This is a genomic window from Pseudomonas sp. NY15364, from assembly GCF_048068235.1.
GTDB lineage: Bacteria > Pseudomonadota > Gammaproteobacteria > Pseudomonadales > Pseudomonadaceae > Aquipseudomonas > Aquipseudomonas mendocina_D.
In genome coordinates, this window is sequence record NZ_JBLUPX010000001.1 from 465,077 (window position 1) to 480,948 (window position 15,872).

The 15,872-nt window shown below is 63.4% G+C and carries 19 protein-coding genes and 1 pseudogene; 10 read left to right on the forward strand and 10 right to left on the reverse strand.

Features of this window, described 5'->3' with window-relative positions; translation table 11 throughout:
• Positions 1–58: 58 nt before the first annotated feature.
• The 3 genes from ACNFCJ_RS02170 to ACNFCJ_RS02180 all read right to left on the reverse strand — a co-directional run bounded on the left by ACNFCJ_RS02170 (position 59) and on the right by ACNFCJ_RS02180 (position 2,238).
• Positions 59–589, reverse strand: coding sequence for a DUF5943 domain-containing protein (locus ACNFCJ_RS02170; RefSeq protein ID WP_296233113.1), 531 nt, complete (start codon positions 587–589; stop codon positions 59–61).
• 121 nt (positions 590–710) lie between these two features.
• Positions 711–1,688, reverse strand: a complete 978-nt coding sequence (locus tag ACNFCJ_RS02175) for a dipeptidase (RefSeq protein WP_416769529.1) — start codon at positions 1,686–1,688, stop codon at positions 711–713.
• A gap of 154 nt (positions 1,689–1,842) precedes the next feature.
• Complete coding sequence (locus tag ACNFCJ_RS02180; RefSeq protein ID WP_037004502.1) at positions 1,843–2,238, reverse strand: YkgJ family cysteine cluster protein; 396 nt, start codon at positions 2,236–2,238, stop codon at positions 1,843–1,845.
• 229 nt (positions 2,239–2,467) lie between these two features.
• Between ACNFCJ_RS02180 and ACNFCJ_RS02185 the strand changes: the two genes are divergently transcribed.
• The 8 genes and pseudogenes from ACNFCJ_RS02185 to ACNFCJ_RS02220 all read left to right on the forward strand — a co-directional run bounded on the left by ACNFCJ_RS02185 (position 2,468) and on the right by ACNFCJ_RS02220 (position 10,965).
• Positions 2,468–6,076: a DUF2339 domain-containing protein gene (locus tag ACNFCJ_RS02185; RefSeq protein WP_416769532.1), complete on the forward strand. Its 3,609-nt coding sequence runs from the start codon at positions 2,468–2,470 to the stop codon at positions 6,074–6,076.
• Positions 6,073–7,416, forward strand: a complete 1,344-nt coding sequence (locus ACNFCJ_RS02190; RefSeq protein WP_416769534.1) for a DUF3999 domain-containing protein — start codon at positions 6,073–6,075, stop codon at positions 7,414–7,416. The genes ACNFCJ_RS02185 and ACNFCJ_RS02190 overlap by 4 nt, the downstream gene beginning before the upstream one ends.
• A 198-nt stretch (positions 7,417–7,614) precedes the next feature.
• Complete coding sequence (locus ACNFCJ_RS02195; RefSeq protein ID WP_416769591.1) at positions 7,615–7,842, forward strand: histidine kinase N-terminal 7TM domain-containing protein; 228 nt, start codon at positions 7,615–7,617, stop codon at positions 7,840–7,842.
• Positions 7,794–8,444, forward strand: a pseudogene (locus ACNFCJ_RS02200) (GGDEF domain-containing protein); the annotation flags it as partial. The gene ACNFCJ_RS02195 and the pseudogene ACNFCJ_RS02200, both read left to right, overlap by 49 nt.
• Before the next feature lie 35 nt (positions 8,445–8,479).
• Positions 8,480–9,487 (forward strand): class 1 fructose-bisphosphatase, encoded by a 1,008-nt coding sequence (locus ACNFCJ_RS02205; protein WP_416769536.1) that lies wholly within the window; start codon positions 8,480–8,482, stop codon positions 9,485–9,487.
• Complete coding sequence (locus tag ACNFCJ_RS02210) at positions 9,487–10,089, forward strand: DUF924 family protein (RefSeq protein WP_416769538.1); 603 nt, start codon at positions 9,487–9,489, stop codon at positions 10,087–10,089. The genes ACNFCJ_RS02205 and ACNFCJ_RS02210 overlap by 1 nt, the downstream gene beginning before the upstream one ends.
• Before the next feature lie 69 nt (positions 10,090–10,158).
• On the forward strand, positions 10,159–10,410 hold the full coding sequence (bamE, locus tag ACNFCJ_RS02215; RefSeq protein WP_106733706.1) for an outer membrane protein assembly factor BamE domain-containing protein: 252 nt from the start codon (positions 10,159–10,161) through the stop codon (positions 10,408–10,410).
• Positions 10,411–10,422: 12 nt separating this feature from the next.
• On the forward strand, positions 10,423–10,965 hold the full coding sequence (locus tag ACNFCJ_RS02220; RefSeq protein ID WP_106733707.1) for a lipocalin family protein: 543 nt from the start codon (positions 10,423–10,425) through the stop codon (positions 10,963–10,965).
• A 136-nt stretch (positions 10,966–11,101) separates the two neighbouring features.
• Here the strand turns inward: ACNFCJ_RS02220 and ACNFCJ_RS02225 are convergent, their stop codons facing one another.
• The gene (locus tag ACNFCJ_RS02225) at positions 11,102–11,539 is read right to left on the reverse strand and encodes a hypothetical protein (protein ID WP_416769540.1); all 438 of its coding nucleotides are present in this window, start codon (positions 11,537–11,539) and stop codon (positions 11,102–11,104) included.
• A 78-nt stretch (positions 11,540–11,617) separates the two neighbouring features.
• Here ACNFCJ_RS02225 and pip point away from each other — a divergent pair, with 78 nt between their 5' ends.
• Positions 11,618–12,589: a prolyl aminopeptidase gene (gene pip, locus ACNFCJ_RS02230; RefSeq protein WP_416769542.1), complete on the forward strand. Its 972-nt coding sequence runs from the start codon at positions 11,618–11,620 to the stop codon at positions 12,587–12,589.
• The gene (gene dtd / locus ACNFCJ_RS02235; RefSeq protein WP_316914089.1) at positions 12,586–13,023 is read left to right on the forward strand and encodes a D-aminoacyl-tRNA deacylase; all 438 of its coding nucleotides are present in this window, start codon (positions 12,586–12,588) and stop codon (positions 13,021–13,023) included. Before pip ends, dtd begins: the two co-directional genes overlap by 4 nt.
• Positions 13,024–13,048: 25 nt before the next feature.
• Here dtd and ACNFCJ_RS02240 read toward each other — a convergent pair whose 3' ends face one another.
• The 6 genes from ACNFCJ_RS02240 to hisI are packed head-to-tail and all read right to left on the reverse strand — an operon-like array spanning position 13,049 to position 15,865.
• Entirely contained in the window at positions 13,049–13,759 is a 711-nt protein-coding gene (locus tag ACNFCJ_RS02240; protein ID WP_179575323.1) for a 16S rRNA (uracil(1498)-N(3))-methyltransferase, read from the reverse strand.
• On the reverse strand, positions 13,756–14,538 hold the full coding sequence (tatC, locus tag ACNFCJ_RS02245; RefSeq protein ID WP_343352304.1) for a twin-arginine translocase subunit TatC: 783 nt from the start codon (positions 14,536–14,538) through the stop codon (positions 13,756–13,758). Before tatC ends, ACNFCJ_RS02240 begins: the two co-directional genes overlap by 4 nt.
• On the reverse strand, positions 14,535–14,879 hold the full coding sequence (tatB, locus tag ACNFCJ_RS02250) for a Sec-independent protein translocase protein TatB (RefSeq protein ID WP_179575325.1): 345 nt from the start codon (positions 14,877–14,879) through the stop codon (positions 14,535–14,537). The genes tatC and tatB overlap by 4 nt, the downstream gene beginning before the upstream one ends.
• Positions 14,880–14,882: 3 nt before the next feature.
• The gene (gene tatA, locus ACNFCJ_RS02255) at positions 14,883–15,116 is read right to left on the reverse strand and encodes a twin-arginine translocase TatA/TatE family subunit (RefSeq protein ID WP_099522810.1); all 234 of its coding nucleotides are present in this window, start codon (positions 15,114–15,116) and stop codon (positions 14,883–14,885) included.
• 22 nt (positions 15,117–15,138) lie between these two features.
• Positions 15,139–15,474 carry a phosphoribosyl-ATP diphosphatase gene (locus ACNFCJ_RS02260; protein ID WP_125836707.1) on the reverse strand — a complete coding sequence of 112 codons (336 nt, stop codon included), beginning with the start codon at positions 15,472–15,474 and terminating at the stop codon, positions 15,139–15,141.
• Complete coding sequence (hisI, locus tag ACNFCJ_RS02265; RefSeq protein ID WP_143504529.1) at positions 15,467–15,865, reverse strand: phosphoribosyl-AMP cyclohydrolase; 399 nt, start codon at positions 15,863–15,865, stop codon at positions 15,467–15,469. Before hisI ends, ACNFCJ_RS02260 begins: the two co-directional genes overlap by 8 nt.
• Positions 15,866–15,872: the final 7 nt, after the last annotated feature.

Below are 15,872 nucleotides of genomic sequence, written 5' to 3' on the forward strand. Positions count from 1 at the left end.
CAGCGGCGAGGCTGTCGCCGCTGCAGTCCGGCCTTTCCACGGAATTCTTATGGGTGACTCAGAGTGGCCGGGTGACGAACAGGCCGTCGTCATGGCCTTCTTCGGAACCGCTGTATTCCTGCACGGTGACGGTGCGGATCGGGCTGCCCTTGGCGGCCAGAATCTGGTCGATGGCGCCGGAGAACCAGCCGGTGAACATGTAATCCACCTTGCGATTGACCTTGCCGTACACGTAAACGAAGGCCGAATGCTTGAGCTTGACTTCGGCATGGCCGGTTTCCAGGTCGAGCTTCTGCGTTTCGAACAGGCCCCAGCCGCGCTGCGACAGGCGCTTCATGTAGTGCTCGAATACCGCCGCGCCTGAAATGCCATGGCACTCGGCTTCTTTCTCGCACCAGTGCCAGGCGGACTTGTAGCCAGCCTTGTAGAGAATCTCGGCGTATTTCTCGGCGCCGAGCACTTCCTCGATGCCCATGTGGTTGTTGACGAAGAAATGCCGCGGCACGTACAGCATCGGCAGGGCGTCGGTGGTCCAGACGCCGGTTTCGTCGTCGACGGCGATGGGCATTTCGGGGGCGTGGGTGGACATGTACGCAAACTCCTGGGTTCGAATCGTAGGAGCGGCTTTAGCCGCGAAGCTTTAGGGCATGCCGTCCCTTCGGGACAGATCGCGGCTGAAGCCGCTCCTACAGAGGTTGGGGTGGAAGGGCTTACTCGCCCCAGACGTCTTTCAGTACCCTTACCCAGTTCTCGCCCATGACCTTGCGCACCACGCGCTCGGGCATGCCGCGTTTGATCAGGGTCTCGGTGAGGTTGGGGAATTCGCCCACGGTGCGGATGCCCAGCGGGTTGACGATCTTGCCGAAGCTGGTCAGGCGGCGGGCGTAACCCTTGTCGTGGGTCAGCCACTCGAAGAATTCCTTGCCGTGGCCCTGGGTGAAGTCGGTGCCGATGCCGATGGCGTCTTCGCCGACGAGGTTCATCACGTACTCGATGGCCTCGGCATAGTCGTCGATGGTCGAGTCGATGCCCTTGGCCAGGAACGGCGCGAACATGGTCACGCCGACGAAGCCGCCGTGGTCGGCGATGAACTTCAGCTCTTCATCGGACTTGTTCCGTGGGTGTTCTTTCAGGCCCGAGGGCAGGCAGTGCGAGTAGCAGACCGGCTTCTTCGATTCGAGGATGACTTCCTCGCTGGTCTTGGAACCGACGTGGGACAGGTCGCACATGATGCCGACGCTGTTCATCTCGGCGACGATCTCGCGGCCGAAGCCGGAAAGCCCGCCGTCGCGCTCGTAGCAGCCGGTGCCGACCAGGTTCTGGGTGTTGTAGCACAGCTGCACGATGCCCACGCCGAGCTGCTTGAACACCTCGACGTAACCGATCTGATCTTCGAACGCGTGGGCGTTCTGGAAGCCGTAAAGGATGCCGGTCTTGCCCTGTTCCTTGGCTTTACGGATGTCGGCGGTGGTGCGCACCGGGATGACCAGGTCGCTGTTCTCGCGGATCAGGTTATTGCTGGCAACGATGTTGTTCACCGTGGCCTGGAAACCCTCCCACACCGACACGGTGCAGTTGGCCGCGGTCAGGCCACCTTTACGCATGTCTTCGAACAGTTCGCGGTTCCACTTGGCGATGATCAGACCGTCGATGACGATGCTGTCGGCGTGCAATTCGGCTGGGCTCATCAGGCTTGTCCCCTAAACAGATGCGCCGAGTCGGTCGTCGGCGCTTTGGGGAGAGCTTATCCCTGGGGGGCAGGGCGACCCGGTGCAAAAACGACTGGGGGTTTGCCGAAAGCGTCAAGCCGAGGTCGTGGACGGATACGTCATGAGTAGACGGTCATTTTGGCTTATACGCGCAATACCCTGGCCGTGGGCCGACCTTGGGGTGATGACGGCAAGTGTCCGGGCGTTTTTCGTAAACGCTGCACAGGCGTGTCTTGCGATCCAGGAAAAGGCAGTCGTTGTTGGACATGCGGATCAGGGTGAAGATGCCCGACTTCTGGTTGAAGCGCTCGACGATGCCGTCCTTCTGCAGACGCTTGGCGATGTTCTTCGGCGGTTCGCTGCGCTCGAACTCGTCCACCAGCTCCAGGCGGATCAGGTCATTCAGGCGCACCTCAACCGGCATGGTGCAGCAGGTGGACATGCAGCTGTGGCACATGTCGGCGGTGTATTTGGCCCAGGTTTCCAGGCGGTCGATTTCTGCAGCGGCTATCAGGCGGGGCTTTATCATGGTTTGGCTATCGTGCGGTCTGCGCCGCTGCTGTCACGGGGCGGCGATGATAGCGAGCGCGCAGCATTTGTGAAGCACCGGCTGGCGGCTGATCGCTTTGCGTTGTGCCTGTGAACGGCTTGGCAGTCGTCTCTCTGGGTGTTGGTTGGTGCGACTCCTTATACTGATGCCCGTCTCGGGCACAGCAGGAGCGCGAGGCGACCTCTTTCTCAGGGTTGGGATATAACGCATGCAATGGATCTTCATGCTGGTCGGTTTGGTGCTCGGCGTGGGCGTCAGCGAATCGGTCACAGGCGCGCTGCTTGGCGGGCTGATCGGCCTTAGCCTAGGACAGATGCTGCGTCTGCAAGGGCTGGAAACGCGCAATGCGCAGCTGGCTGCGCAGCTCAAGGAGTTCGCCGAGCGCTTCGATCACGGTACCCGCGCCATTCACGAACGCCTGGTCAAGGTCGAGCAGGGCGAGCGCAGTGAGCCTGCCCCGATCCCCGTACCTGCTGAACCTATTGCCAGTGCTGCGCCCGAACCACTGCCGGAGCCGCTCTTTGCCGAAGAGCCGCAGCCAGAACCGGAGTTGGACTGGACGCTGGACCCATTGCCAGAAATCGAAAAGCATCCTGTCGATGAGCCTGTGCCGCTGGCTGCCCAGGTCGTCCAAGAGCCTCGACCGGCAGCGCAGCAAAGCCCCTGGCGCGAGCAAGCACCGCGTGAACCGAACCTGATCGAGCGTGGCATCGCCGCGGCCAAGGCTTGGCTGTTCGGCGGCAACACCTTGCTGCGAGTCGGTGTGGTGCTGCTGTTTCTCGGCCTGGCCTTCCTCCTGCGCTACGCCACCGAAGGCGTCGAGGTACCGGTAGAGTTGCGCTACATGGGCGTTGCGGCCAGTGCCCTGGCCTTGCTCGGCCTGGGCTGGTGGTTGCGCCGACGCAATCCCGGTTACGCCCTGGTGCTGCAAGGCACCGGCATCGCCGTGCTGTACCTGACGGTGTTCGCCGCCATGCGCCTGCATCCATTGCTCGACCCCGGCATGGCCCTCGGCCTGCTGGTGGCAGTGACGCTGTTCTCGGCAATTCTCGCCGTGCAGCAGAATGCCCTGGGCCTGGCCGCTGCAGCGGCGATCGGTGGTTTCGCCGCGCCGATTCTCACATCCACCGGCAGCGGCAACCATGTCGCGCTGTTCTCCTATTTCACCCTGCTCAACGCCGGCATCTTTGCCATCGCCTGGTTCAAGGCCTGGCGCCTGCTCAACCTGATCGGCTTCGTCGGCACCTTCGGCATCGGTTTCGCCTGGGGCCTGCGTTCCTATACGCCGGAGCTGCTGTGGAGCACCGAGCCGTTCCTGCTGCTGTTCTTCCTGATGTACGTGGCCATCGGCCTGTTGTTCGCCCGCCGCACCCTGCGTGACGCGGCGGATGCGCCCGAGGCGCGTAACGAGCTGCTGCGCTGGTCGCTGCGCCGTGGTGATTACGTCGATGCCACCACGCTGTTCGGCCCGGCTCTGGTCGGCTTCGGCCTGCAGGTGGCATTGGTACGACACATCGAATTCGCCGCCGCTTTCAGTGCCCTCGGCCTGGGTCTGTTCTATCTGCTGCTGGCGCGTATGCTCAAGGCGCGCGCTGGCGACCGTGCGCTGCTGCTGGTTGAAACCTGCCTGGCGCTTGGCGTGGTGTTCGCCAGCCTGGCCATTCCGCTCGGTCTCGATGCGCGTTGGACGGCGGCGGCTTGGGCCGTGGAGGGCGCCGGCATCTTCTGGTTGGGGCTGCGGCAGGGGCGACCGCTGGCGCGTGCGTTCGCTCTGTTGTTGCAGGTGGGTGCGGCGTTGGCGTTCGTCAGCGGTCTGGATTTTGGCTACGACAGCCTGCTCGATGGTTCGCCACTGGGCGCACTGATGCTCGGTGCGGCATTGCTGTTCAGCTACTGGCAGTTGCGTCAGGTGCCGCAGGCTGCCAGCGCCTGGGAAAACCGCCTGCTGCCCTGGTTGGGTCTGGCCGGGCTGGCATTCATCTACCTGATTGCGCCGCTGCTGTTCGAGGCGCCCGGCACTGCCATCGCCTGGGCGCTGGGTGGGCTGGCGACCTTGTTCGTCGGCCTGCGTATCGCCGCGCCAAGTTTCGTTTACAGCGCTTTCGCCATCCAGTTGTTAGGCGGCCTGCTGTTCCTCGGGCAGATGGCGCTGGACTCACTGTTTGGCCGTGGTGGCTTCAGTGCTGGCTGGTTCGGCCTGCTGGCTGCGTCGTTGGTGGGACTGGGGCTGATCGCCGGCATGCTACTGGCGGCGCGCGATCCTCAGATTCGCGAGAACCGCCGGCTGCTCGGTGCCTTGTCGATGGTCATGCTGGTGGGCCTGGTGTTCATCAATCTGGCGGTGCTGTTCGTCCTGCCCTGGGTCGCAGCCGCGGCGGTGTGGGGCGGTACGGGGCTGTTGATTCTTTGGCTGGCGCTTTATCTGCAGCAGCGCGCGGCCTTCCTGTTCAGCCTGGTGTTGCAGGTATTCGCTGGCCTGGCCTTCCTTGCCGCCGGGCCGTTGCTGCTATCGGGTATCAGTGGCGAGGGCCTGTCACCGCTGGCACACACCGGTTTCTGGACCCCAGCCGTACTCGGTCTGGCCGCGCAGATCGGCGCCTGGCGCCTGCACGGCCTGGCGCGCAGCGGGCGGGAAACCGGGTTCGATGGCGTCAGCCTGCAGCGTCTGGGGCAGCTCTTGCTGGCCTGGGGCGCGGCCTGGTGGGCACTGGCTTTGGCCAGTGAGGTGATGCGCTTCGTCAGCGTTGAGCTGCAGGCCAGCGTGCTGCTGGTACTGGCCGCTGTGTCGAGCCTGGCCTGGATGCTGCTCGCGCTACGCACGGGCTGGCGCGACCTGGCCGTGCTGTGCAGCCTGCTGGCGCCGGTGGCAGGCCTGATTCTGGCCTATGCCTGGCATCCGCTGTATCACCCGGCGGCGAACTATGGCTGGCTGGGTTGGATCGCCGTGATCGCCGCGCATCTGTTGATGCTGAGGCGTTTGAGCGCGCTGCTACCGAACACTGCGGCCAGCGCCGCCCATGTGCTCGGGTGCTGGTTGTTGCTTGGCGTGCTGGCGTTGGAGCTGCGCTATCTGCTGCTGAGTCTGTCCGAGCACTACAACGCCTGGCGCTGGTTGGGCTGGGCGTTGATACCTACCGCCTATCTGTGGGCCATGGCCCAGGCGCGTCGCCTGCCCTGGCCGGTGGCCAGTTTCGAACGTGAGTACCGGCTGTGGGCGGCGGCGCCGCTGGCGGTATTGATGCTCGCCTGGTTCTGGCTGGCCAATGCCAACAGCGCTGGCGACAGCGACCCGCTGCCGTACCTGCCGTTGATCAACCCGCTGGAACTGGGACTGCTGTTGTGCCTGGGCGCGCTGTTCGTCTGGGCCCGCGATGCGCTACCGCGCTTCGGTCTGCAGCCTGCGCGTGCGCAGCAAGTGGTGCAGGGCGTCGCTGGACTGTCGTTGTTCGCTCTGCTGACCGTGATGGTGATGCGTACCGCGCACCAGTGGGGCGGCGTGCCCTGGCACAGTGCGGCACTCTACGACTCGATGCTGGTGCAGGCCGGCCTGTCCATCGTCTGGACCCTGATCGCCCTGGCGCTGATGCTGTTTGGCCACCTGCGTGCGCGTCGCGAACTGTGGCTGGTCGGCGCCGCGCTGATCGCGCTGGTGGTGGCCAAGTTGGTCTTCGTCGAGCTGGGCAACCGCGGCGGCCTGGAGCGTATCGTGTCGTTCATTGGCGTCGGTGTGCTGCTGTTGGTGGTGGGCTATTTCGCCCCGCTGCCGCCGCGCAAGGTCGAAGAGTCGGCCGCTAACGAACAGGAGTCTGTCGTATGAACTTCATCCGTTGGGGCCTGCTCCTGGGGTTATCGTTGAGTGCGCTCAGCCAGGCCAGTGATAAACCTCAGGACTATCGGCATGGCGCAGCGCTGCAACTCGCTGGTGAAGGACCCTGGTATCGCCTGGAGCTGCCCTTCGCCGCTCACCTCGCCGCCGAGCATGGCGATTTGCGCGATCTGCGCGTATTCGACAGCAACGGCCAGATGCAGGCCTACGCGTTGATTCCGGGGCGTAGCGAAACCGTGCAGCAGGAACAGGAGCATGGCGTGCGCTGGTTTCCGTTGCGAGGCCGCGCCGATACCCAGGACATACCTGCGCTGCGCGTCGAGCGCAGCACCACTGGTACGTTGATCGAGCTGCGCGGCGATGCGCCGGTCGAAAGCGAGCAACAGCTTCGGGGTTGGTTGCTCGATGCCAGTACCATCGATGCGCCGCTGGTGCGTCTGAATCTGGACTGGAGCGGCGCCGAGGAAGGATTCCAGCGTTTCAGCATCGAGGCCAGTGATGACCTGCAGCACTGGCGCAGTTGGGGGGAAGGGCAGGTGGCGCGTCTGAGCTTCGCCGATGAGCGCATCGATCAGCGCCAGGTCGAGCTGCCTGGGCAGCGTGCCCGGTACCTGCGTCTGCTGTGGCGCAATCCTGCCCAGGCCCCGCAACTGCAGGCCGTTACCCTGCGCAGTCAACGGCAGGCTCATCAGGCCGCGCCGCTGGTGTGGTCCGAGCCCATGTCGGCGCAGACCAGCGCTGAGGGGCAGTACCAGTGGCAGCTGCCCTTGGCATTGCCTTTGGAGCGACTGCGGGTCGAACTGCAACAGAGCAATACGCTAGCGCCACTGCGTTTCGAGGCGCGCAGCAGCGATCAGGGCGCCTGGCGTCAGCTGACAAGCGGGGTGCTCTATCGTCTGCCTGAGGCTGGGCGTGAAGTGGTTAACGATGAGTTGAGTCTGCCCGGTTGGCCGGTGCGCCAGCTGCGTGTGCAGGTGGATGCCCGGGGCGGCAGCTTGGGTGTGGATACGCCACGCTTGCAGGTCGCGCTGCGTGCCACGCAACTGGTGTTTCTCGCCCGTGGCGAGCCGCCTTATCGGCTGGCGTTGGGTAGCTCGAGCGCGCAGGCGGCAGCCTTGCCACTGCACACCCTGATCCCTGGTTATCAGGCGGAGCGACTGGCCAGCCTTGGCCGTGCCGAGTTGACCGAGGCGTTTGCCTCTGCGCTCGAGCCACAAGCCGGCTCCGGTCAGGATTGGCAGCGCTGGGGACTCTGGGCTGTACTGTTAGTGGGCGTTGGGTTGCTGGCCGCGATGGCAGCCAGTGTGCTGCGTCGCCCGCCAGACGTCTGAGAGGCATGGATCGATAAAGCCCAGCTGCGGCAGGGCTTTTGCCGTATTTAGGCTCCCCTCGCCAATCCAGCATTGAAGGTCAGGAAGGCCCTTGCGTATTTCGATTCGCGTCATCGCCCAGTCGTCTTGTGTCGCGTGTGTACGTGATTCAAGTACTGCCTCGCCGGGAATACGGAGGCGTCGCTGATGCAGGCCTGCATGGCTTCCGGCTGGAGTTTCTCGGCACCGGTATTGGTGACGCTGCTGGTATGCCTCGGCGTGATCCTGCTGGCGCACTGGGTGACCCGCCAGCGCGACTTTCCCGGACGTGAGCGGTTCATCCTGCTGCATCTGGCCAGCCTCTGGTGGATGGTTACTGCAGCGCTGGAAATGACCTTCCTCAGCACCACCTCAGTGAACTCAAGCTGGCTGAAGCACTGGCGCTGAGCGAGGAGCGCCTGCGCACCATCTCCAGCCTGCACGAACAACTGCGCGAACAGGCCCTGTGTGATCCGCTGACGGGTTTGTACAACCGGCGTTACCTGGATGAGTTCTTCGAACGCGAACTGGCCAGGGTGCAGCGCGAGAACCTGCCATTGGCGTTAGCCCTGATCGATCTCGATCACTTCAAGCGCCTTAACGACGAGTGCGGACATCTGGTCGGCGACGACGTACTCAAGGCCGTCGCCCGGCACCTGCTGGGCAACCTGCGCAGCACCGATGCGGTGTTTCGTATCGGTGGCGAGGAGTTTTTGCTGATATTGCCGGGCGCCGATCCACGTGAGGCCAGTGAACGCCTGCAAAGTATCGGCACGCAGCTGGCCGCTCAGGAGGCCGCGACCCGTGGTGGCGATCAGCGTGTGACGCTGTCCGCCGGCCTGGCCCATTGGCCTGAGCAGGGCCTGGCACTCGACGAGCTACTGCAGGCTGCCGACGCCGCGCTTTATCAGGCCAAACGCGACGGGCGTAACCGCGTCTGCGACCTTTTGCCCGGCGCGGATCTCAGCCATCCATCCCGGCAGGCAGCATTGCGCGGCGACTCGGGTTAAACTGCGCGCGATTTTTCCCCTTTCCGGAGCCGTCCATGTCCCGCGTCACCCTGAGCCGCTACCTGATCGAGCAGACTCGCAGCCATAACACCCCGGCCGACCTGCGTTTCCTTATCGAAGTCGTGGCGCGGGCCTGCAAGGCGATCAGCCATCAGGTGTCCAAGGGCGCCCTTGGCGGCGTGCTGGGCAGCCTGGACAGCGAAAACGTGCAGGGCGAAGTGCAGAAGAAGCTCGACGTAATCTCCAACGAGATTCTGCTCGAAGCCAACGAATGGGGCGGCCACCTGGCCGGCATGGCGTCCGAGGAAATGGACAATGCCTACCAGATTCCCGGCAAGTACCCGAAAGGTGCCTACCTGCTGGTATTCGACCCGCTGGACGGCTCCAGCAACATCGACGTCAACGTCTCGGTAGGCACCATCTTCTCCGTGCTGCGCTGCCCTGACCGCAACGGCCAGACCGGCGACCTGGGCGAGGAGGCCTTCCTCCAGCCGGGCACTCAGCAGGTCGCTGCCGGCTACGCCATCTATGGCCCGCAGACCATGCTGATGCTGACCCTAGGCGACGGCGTGAAGGGCTTCACCCTGGATCGTGAGCTGGGCAGTTTCGTGCTCACCCATGACAACATCAAGGTGCCGGAGTCGACCAAGGAATTCGCCATCAACATGTCCAACCAGCGCCACTGGGAAGCCCCTGTGCAGCGTTACGTTTCCGAGCTGCTGGCCGGTGAAACCGGGCCACTGGGGCGTAACTACAACATGCGCTGGATCGCCTCGATGGTGGCCGATGTGCATCGCATCCTCACCCGTGGCGGCGTGTTCATGTACCCGCGCGATGCTCGCGAGCCGGACAAGCCGGGCAAGCTGCGCCTGATGTACGAGGCCAACCCGATGTCGATGATCATCGAACAGGCCGGCGGCTCCGCGACCGACGGCAGCCAGCGTATTCTCGATATCCAGCCCACTTCCCTGCACCAGCGTGTGCCGGTATTCCTCGGCTCCAAAGAAGAAGTGCTGCGTATCACCGCCTACCACCGCAGCTGATGCAGGCCTGGCAGCCGCTGCTCGACTGGTGGTTCGGTGCCGATCACGGCACGGCCACCGAGGTGGCTGCGGCGCACCAGGCGTTGTGGTTCGGCAAGCGTGACAGCCAGGATCGTGAGGCCGAGGCGCGTTTCGGCGCCCTGGTCGAGCAGGCACTGGCTGGCGAGCTCAGGGATTGGCTGGATGACCCGCAGGGTTGGCTGGCACAGCTGATCCTGCTCGATCAACTGCCGCGCATGATCTTTCGCGATACACCACGCGCATTTACGGGAGACCAACGGGCTCGCCCGCTGCTGCGCGATGGTCTGGAGCGCGGCTGGGACCGCCGGCTGACGCCGATACAGCGTGTCTTTGCCTATCTGGTCTTCGAGCACGCCGAAGATCTGCCGTTGCAGAACCGTGCGGTTGAACTGTTTGCTGATCTGCTCAGCGAAGCCGCTGCCAATGAGCGGCCATTGTTCGCCAACTTCCTCGATTACGCCGAGCGCCATCAGAGGGTGATCGCTCGTTTCGGTCGTTTTCCCCATCGCAATGCGATTCTCGGTCGCGCATCCAGCGACGAAGAGCAGGCTTTTCTGCGGGAACCCGGCTCGCGGTTCTGAACTCCAAGCGGGCAAGTCGTCGCCGGCTATGCCAAGCTTGTTGGCACCTTCCCATCAGGAGCTTCATCCATGTCGATGCGTATCGTCGCGTTGCTCGCCTGTTGCCTGCTCGCCGCCTGCGGCAAGGTCAATCAGGAAAACTACTCCAAGCTCAAGGCCGGTATGAGCAAGCAGGAGGTGGAAAGCCTGCTCGGCGCGCCGGGCGAATGTGCCGGTGCGTTGGGGATGACCAGTTGTACCTGGGGCGACGACAAGGCCTATATCAGCGTCCAGTACGCCGGGGACAAGGTCATGCTGTTCTCCGGCAAGGGACTCAAGTAAACAGGAGCCTCCATGCGTTCGATCCTAATTGCCAGCGCCATTCTCGCCCTCGCCGGCTGTGCCAACTCGGGTACCGGCAGCATTCAGAAGCCGCCACCACAGACCATGCAGGTCGACCTGCAGCGCTACCAGGGCACCTGGTACGAGCTGGCGCGCCTGCCGATGTTCTTCCAGCGCAACTGCGCGCAGTCCGAAGCGCACTACGGTTTGCGTGACGACGGGCGCATCGACGTCACCAACCGCTGCCGTGACAAGGACGGTGAATGGATCGAGGCCAAGGGCGTCGCCGAGCCGCAGGTCGAAGGGAAGACCGACAAGCTCTGGGTGCGCTTCGATAACTGGGCCAGCAAGATACTGCCGATCAAGGGCGACTACTGGGTGATCTACCACGACGAGGATTATCGTGTAGCGCTGGTCGGCCACCCGAAGCACAAGTACCTGTGGCTGCTGTCACGCACCCCGGAGATCGATCAGGAAACCCGCGACAAGCTGCTCAGCGTCGCGCGTGAGCAGGGTTACGTGACCTCGGATCTGATCTGGCGCCAGCCCGATTGATGCCGCTGTAGCCTTGCATCGATCGCGTAACTGGGTGCGTTAGGCCTGGTCCCTACAGGAGCGAGCTTGCTCGCGATCAACATCGAGAGATCGCCGGCAAGCAGGCTCCCACGCAGGCGGGAGCCAGGCTACGATTTTACTCCCAGTCCAGCCGCGCGAGTTTCCACTCGTTGCCGTCCAGCCACCATTCCAGCTTCACCGAGTAGTGCCGCGCGCTGTCGGGAATCAACCCTTCGGCGCCGCTAAGACCCACCTGCGCTTCGGTATAACCCTTGCTGCTGATTGCCGAGTCGATCCAGCTGTTCTTGCCCAGTGCGATGACCTTGATGTTCTTGTGGCGCAGGAACAGCAGGGTCATGGTGCGTTTGGCCCATTCACGGTCCAGCTCCTGGCGGGTCAGGAAATCATCATGTAGCAGGTCCAGCACTGCACCGGTGCTCTTGGCCTCGATATTGTCCTGCAACTGCTGTACGGCCGCATCCAGCGCTGCCTGTGGGTCGTCACGACCGCCGCAGCCGGCGAGCAGGAGGGTGATGGACATAAACAGCGACCAAGCCAGATGACGCATCGACATGCTGAACTTCCTTTTCATGGTTATGATGCCGGGCAGAGTGGAGCACGGCAGTTGTAGCCCAGCCAACAGGAGCCAACCATGCAGACTTTGTATCCGGAGATCAAACCCTACGCCCGCCATGAGCTGGCGGTCGAGCAACCGCACGTGCTTTACGTGGACGAGAGCGGCTCTGCGGATGGGTTGCCGGTACTGTTCATCCATGGTGGCCCTGGCGCCGGCTGCGATGCGGCCAGCCGCCGCTACTTCGATCCTGCGCTGTATCGCATCGTCACTTTCGACCAGCGTGGCTGCGGCCGCTCCACTCCGCATGCGAGCCTGGAGAACAACACCACCCAGGCGTTGATCGCCGATATCGAGCGTATTCGCGAGCATCTGGGCATCGACAAGTTCGTGCTGTTCGGCGGCTCCTGGGGCTCCACCTTGGCGCTGGCGTATGCGCAGACGCATCCGCAGCGTGTGCATGGTTTGATCCTGCGCGGCATCTTCCTGTGCCGGCCGCAGGAACTCGGCTGGTTCTATCAGGAAGGCGCCAGCCGCCTGTTCCCCGATTACTGGGAAGATTACGTGGCGCCCATCCCGGTCGAGGAGCGCGGTGACCTGATGCAGGCCTTCTACAAGCGCCTGACGGGTACCGACCAGATCGCCCAGATGCATGCGGCCAAGGCCTGGTCGACCTGGGAGGGGCGCACTGCCACCCTGCGTCCGAACACTCAGGTGGTCGAGCGCTTCAGCGAGGCGCATCGGGCACTGTCCATCGCCCGTATCGAGTGCCACTACTTCGTCAACGACGCCTTCCTCGAGCCTAACCAGCTGCTCCGTGACATGCCGAAGATCACCCACCTGCCGGGCATCATTGTGCATGGCCGATACGACGTGATCTGCCCACTGGATAATGCCTGGGCGCTGCATCAGGCATGGCCCAACAGCGAGCTGCAGATCATCCGTGACGCCGGCCACTCGGCGGCGGAACCCGGTATCACCGATGCGCTGATCCGCGCCGCCGAACAGATGGCCCGGCGCCTGCTCGACCTGCCGCCGGAGGATGCATGAAGCTGCTGATCCAGCGCGTCACTGAGGCGCGGGTGGAGGTGGAAGGGGAAGTGGTCGGGCGCATCGATCAGGGCCTGTTGGCGCTGGTCGGCATCGAACCGCAGGACGATCAGGCCAGTCTGTCGCGCGCGCTGCACAAGCTGCTGAATTACCGCGTGTTCAGCGATGAAGCGGGCAAGATGAATCGTTCGCTGACGGATATGCAGGGCGGCCTGTTGCTGGTCTCGCAGTTCACCCTGGCGGCCGACACCAAGAGCGGTATGCGCCCCAGCTTCTCCAGCGCTGCACCGCCGGTGCAGGGGGCTGCGCTGTTCGACGGTTTGGTCGAAATGGCCAAGGCCCAGCACCCGCAGGTCGCCACCGGGCGTTTCGGCGCCAATATGCAGGTGCACCTGGTCAACGATGGGCCGGTGACCTTCCTGCTGGAGGTATAGCGGTAGCTTGTGGGAGCGTTCGTGCTTAGAACAATCTGGCCAGCAACGCCGGCACGGCCGTCTCCACCCGCAAGATTCGCTCGCCGAGCTGCACCGGCTGCAGGCCTGCGGCTTCACGCAGAAGCTCGACTTCGTAGGGAATCCAGCCGCCTTCCGGGCCGATGGCCAGGGTCACTGGCTCCTGTACTGCACGCGGGCAGGTTGGGTGATTGCCGGGATGGCCGGTCAGGCCGAGCGTGCCGGCTGCCAGCGCCGGCAGGCGATCCTCGACGAAGGGCTTGAAGCGTTTCTCGATGCTCACCTCGGGTAGCACCGTATCACGCGCCTGTTCCAGGCCCAGGATCAGCTGTTCGCGAATGGCCTCTGCCTCGAGAAATGGCGTCTGCCAGAAGCTCTTTTCCACGCGATAGCTGTTGACCAGCACCAGGCGCGGCACGCCCATGGCGCTGACGGTTTGCAGCACGCGCTTGAGCATCTTCGGGCGGGGCAGGGCGAGGATCAGCGTCAGCGGCAGCTTGGCGGGTGGGGGTTGGTCGAGGCTGACCTGCAGTTCGGCATGCTCGGCATCCAGAGCGATCAGTCGACCTTCGCCCATCAAGCCGTCAAGGCGACCGACGCGCAGGCGGTCACCGGTTTCGGCGCGATGTACTTCATGTAGGTGCTTCAGGCGCCTACCAGTGAGACGTACCCGGTCGCCGTCAACGAAGTCGGCGTCTTCCAGCAGCAGCAGATTCACGGCTGTGGTGCGGGTGGTTGGTCTTCGGGCTCGGCCTGTTCCTCGTCGCGCTTGCGCTTGACCATGGCGCCAGCCAGCACGCCGGCCTCGAACAGCAGCCACATAGGTACTGCCAGCAGCGTCTGCGAGAACACGTCCGGCGGCGTCAGTACCATGCCGACCACGAAGCAGCCAACGATCACATAGGGACGGCTCTTGCGCAGTGTGGCGACGTCTACCAGCCCGACCCAGATCACCAGAAATGTAGCGATGGGGATCTCGAAGGCCACGCCGAAGGCGAAGAACAGCGTCAGGACGAAATCCAGGTACTGGCCTATGTCGGTCATCATCGCCACGCCTTCCGGCGTCACGCTGGCGAAGAAGCCGAACATGATCGGGAACACCACGAAGTAGGCGAAGGCCATGCCGGCATAGAACAGGAAAATACTGGAGACCAGCAGTGGCACCGCGATACGCCGTTCGTGGGTGTACAGCCCTGGCGCGATGAAGCCCCAGATCTGGTGCAGGATCACCGGCATGCCGAGAAACAACGCACACATCAGCGTCAGTTTGAACGGTGTGAGAAACGGCGAGGCGACGCCCGTGGCGATCATCGTCGCGCCTTCCGGCAGGTAGGCCCGCAGCGGCGCTGCTACCAGAGCGTAGATATCCTGAGCGAAGTAGAACAGGCCGGCGAAGATCAGCAGGATGATCACTACACAGCGCAACAGGCGAGTACGCAGCTCGGCCAGGTGCGAGACCAGGGGCATTTCCTGGTCGGCTTGTGGATTATTGCTCATGGCTGGGGATTCTTGTCCTGAACGCTCTGGGCCGTTTCGGTGGTCGGTTTGGCGCTGTTCTCGGCTGACGGGCTGTTACTGCTGCCGGTGCCGAGAATGTCCTGCTTCATCGCCTTCATCTCGCGCTCCAGCTCAAGAATCCGCTCGTTGTGCAGCTGGCGACGAATTTCATCAGCGCCGATCTCGCGCTCCACCTCGGCCTTGATCGAGTTGAAGCTGCGCTTGATCCGGCCGATCCACAGGCTGGCCGTGCGCACGGCGCCGGGCAGGCGCTCAGGGCCGAGCACCACCAGAGCCACGAGGCCGACCAGTAATAGCTCGGTAAAACCGATGTCGAACATGGCTTAGTCTTTCTTCGCCGGCTCTTCGACCTTGCGTGCCTGGGCATCGATGGTCTGGCCCTTGGGCTCTTCCACGGCGGGCTTTTCAGCTTCGCTGCTATCCATCGATTTACGGAAGCCCTTGATCGCGTCGCCCAGATCCGAGCCCAGGCCTTTCAGGCGCTTGGTACCGAAAAGCATGACCACGATGAGCAGGATGATCAGGAGTTGCCAGATGCTGATACCGCCGAAACCCATGATGAGTTCTCCGTTGTGAAAGTTATTCGGATTGCGGTCGCGCGGCTTTTTCCGCGTGGCCGGAGAGGCCGAAACGGCGATCCAATTCATCCAGCACGGCCTGAGGATGCTGGCCCAGGGCCGCGAGCATGACCAGACTGTGGAACCACAGATCGGCGGTTTCGTAGATCAGGTCCTTGCAGTCACCGCTGCTGGCGGCGTCCTTGGCGGCGAGGATGGTTTCCACCGATTCCTCGCCGACCTTTTCCAGAATCTTGTTCAGGCCCTTGTGATAAAGGCTGGCGACATAGGAGCTGTCGGCCGCTGCGCCCTTGCGCGCTTCCAATACCTCGGCCAGGCGGCTCAGGGTGTCACTCATGGCTATGTCCTGCATAGATGGCGTGCGGGTCTTTCAGCACGGCGTCGACGGTTTTCCAGTCGCCGTTCTCGTACACGCGGTAGAAGCAGCTCTCGCGACCGGTGTGGCAAGCGATGCCGCCCAGTTGCTCGACCATCAGCACGATGACGTCGGCATCGCAGTCCAGGCGCAGTTCGTGCAGCTTCTGCACATGGCCGGACTCTTCGCCCTTACGCCACAGCTTGCCACGTGAGCGCGACCAGTAGATGGCACGGTTCTCGGCGGCGGTGAGAGCGAGGGATTCACGGTTCATCCAGGCCATCATCAGGATGCGGCCGGTCTGGTGGTCCTGGGCGATGGCCGGCACCAGGCCGTCTTCGTTCCAGTGGATTTCGTCGAGCCAATCGTTCATCGGTGTT

What these genes read in the sequence shown, in the direction of transcription:
- ACNFCJ_RS02170 (WP_296233113.1), bottom strand. Translation starts at nt 589, where the DNA reads ATGTCCACCCACGCCCCCGAAATGCCCATCGCCGTCGACGACGAAACC.
- ACNFCJ_RS02175 (WP_416769529.1), bottom strand. Translation starts at nt 1,688, where the DNA reads ATGAGCCCAGCCGAATTGCACGCCGACAGCATCGTCATCGACGGTCTG.
- ACNFCJ_RS02180 (WP_037004502.1), bottom strand. Translation starts at nt 2,238, where the DNA reads ATGATAAAGCCCCGCCTGATAGCCGCTGCAGAAATCGACCGCCTGGAA.
- ACNFCJ_RS02185 (WP_416769532.1), top strand. Translation starts at nt 2,468, where the DNA reads ATGCAATGGATCTTCATGCTGGTCGGTTTGGTGCTCGGCGTGGGCGTC.
- ACNFCJ_RS02190 (WP_416769534.1), top strand. Translation starts at nt 6,073, where the DNA reads ATGAACTTCATCCGTTGGGGCCTGCTCCTGGGGTTATCGTTGAGTGCG.
- ACNFCJ_RS02195 (WP_416769591.1), top strand. Translation starts at nt 7,615, where the DNA reads ATGGCTTCCGGCTGGAGTTTCTCGGCACCGGTATTGGTGACGCTGCTG.
- ACNFCJ_RS02205 (WP_416769536.1), top strand. Translation starts at nt 8,480, where the DNA reads ATGTCCCGCGTCACCCTGAGCCGCTACCTGATCGAGCAGACTCGCAGC.
- ACNFCJ_RS02210 (WP_416769538.1), top strand. Translation starts at nt 9,487, where the DNA reads ATGCAGGCCTGGCAGCCGCTGCTCGACTGGTGGTTCGGTGCCGATCAC.
- bamE (WP_106733706.1), top strand. Translation starts at nt 10,159, where the DNA reads ATGTCGATGCGTATCGTCGCGTTGCTCGCCTGTTGCCTGCTCGCCGCC.
- ACNFCJ_RS02220 (WP_106733707.1), top strand. Translation starts at nt 10,423, where the DNA reads ATGCGTTCGATCCTAATTGCCAGCGCCATTCTCGCCCTCGCCGGCTGT.
- ACNFCJ_RS02225 (WP_416769540.1), bottom strand. Translation starts at nt 11,539, where the DNA reads ATGTCGATGCGTCATCTGGCTTGGTCGCTGTTTATGTCCATCACCCTC.
- pip (WP_416769542.1), top strand. Translation starts at nt 11,618, where the DNA reads ATGCAGACTTTGTATCCGGAGATCAAACCCTACGCCCGCCATGAGCTG.
- dtd (WP_316914089.1), top strand. Translation starts at nt 12,586, where the DNA reads ATGAAGCTGCTGATCCAGCGCGTCACTGAGGCGCGGGTGGAGGTGGAA.
- tatC (WP_343352304.1), bottom strand. Translation starts at nt 14,538, where the DNA reads ATGAGCAATAATCCACAAGCCGACCAGGAAATGCCCCTGGTCTCGCAC.
- tatB (WP_179575325.1), bottom strand. Translation starts at nt 14,879, where the DNA reads ATGTTCGACATCGGTTTTACCGAGCTATTACTGGTCGGCCTCGTGGCT.
- tatA (WP_099522810.1), bottom strand. Translation starts at nt 15,116, where the DNA reads ATGGGTTTCGGCGGTATCAGCATCTGGCAACTCCTGATCATCCTGCTC.
- ACNFCJ_RS02260 (WP_125836707.1), bottom strand. Translation starts at nt 15,474, where the DNA reads ATGAGTGACACCCTGAGCCGCCTGGCCGAGGTATTGGAAGCGCGCAAG.
- hisI (WP_143504529.1), bottom strand. Translation starts at nt 15,865, where the DNA reads ATGAACGATTGGCTCGACGAAATCCACTGGAACGAAGACGGCCTGGTG.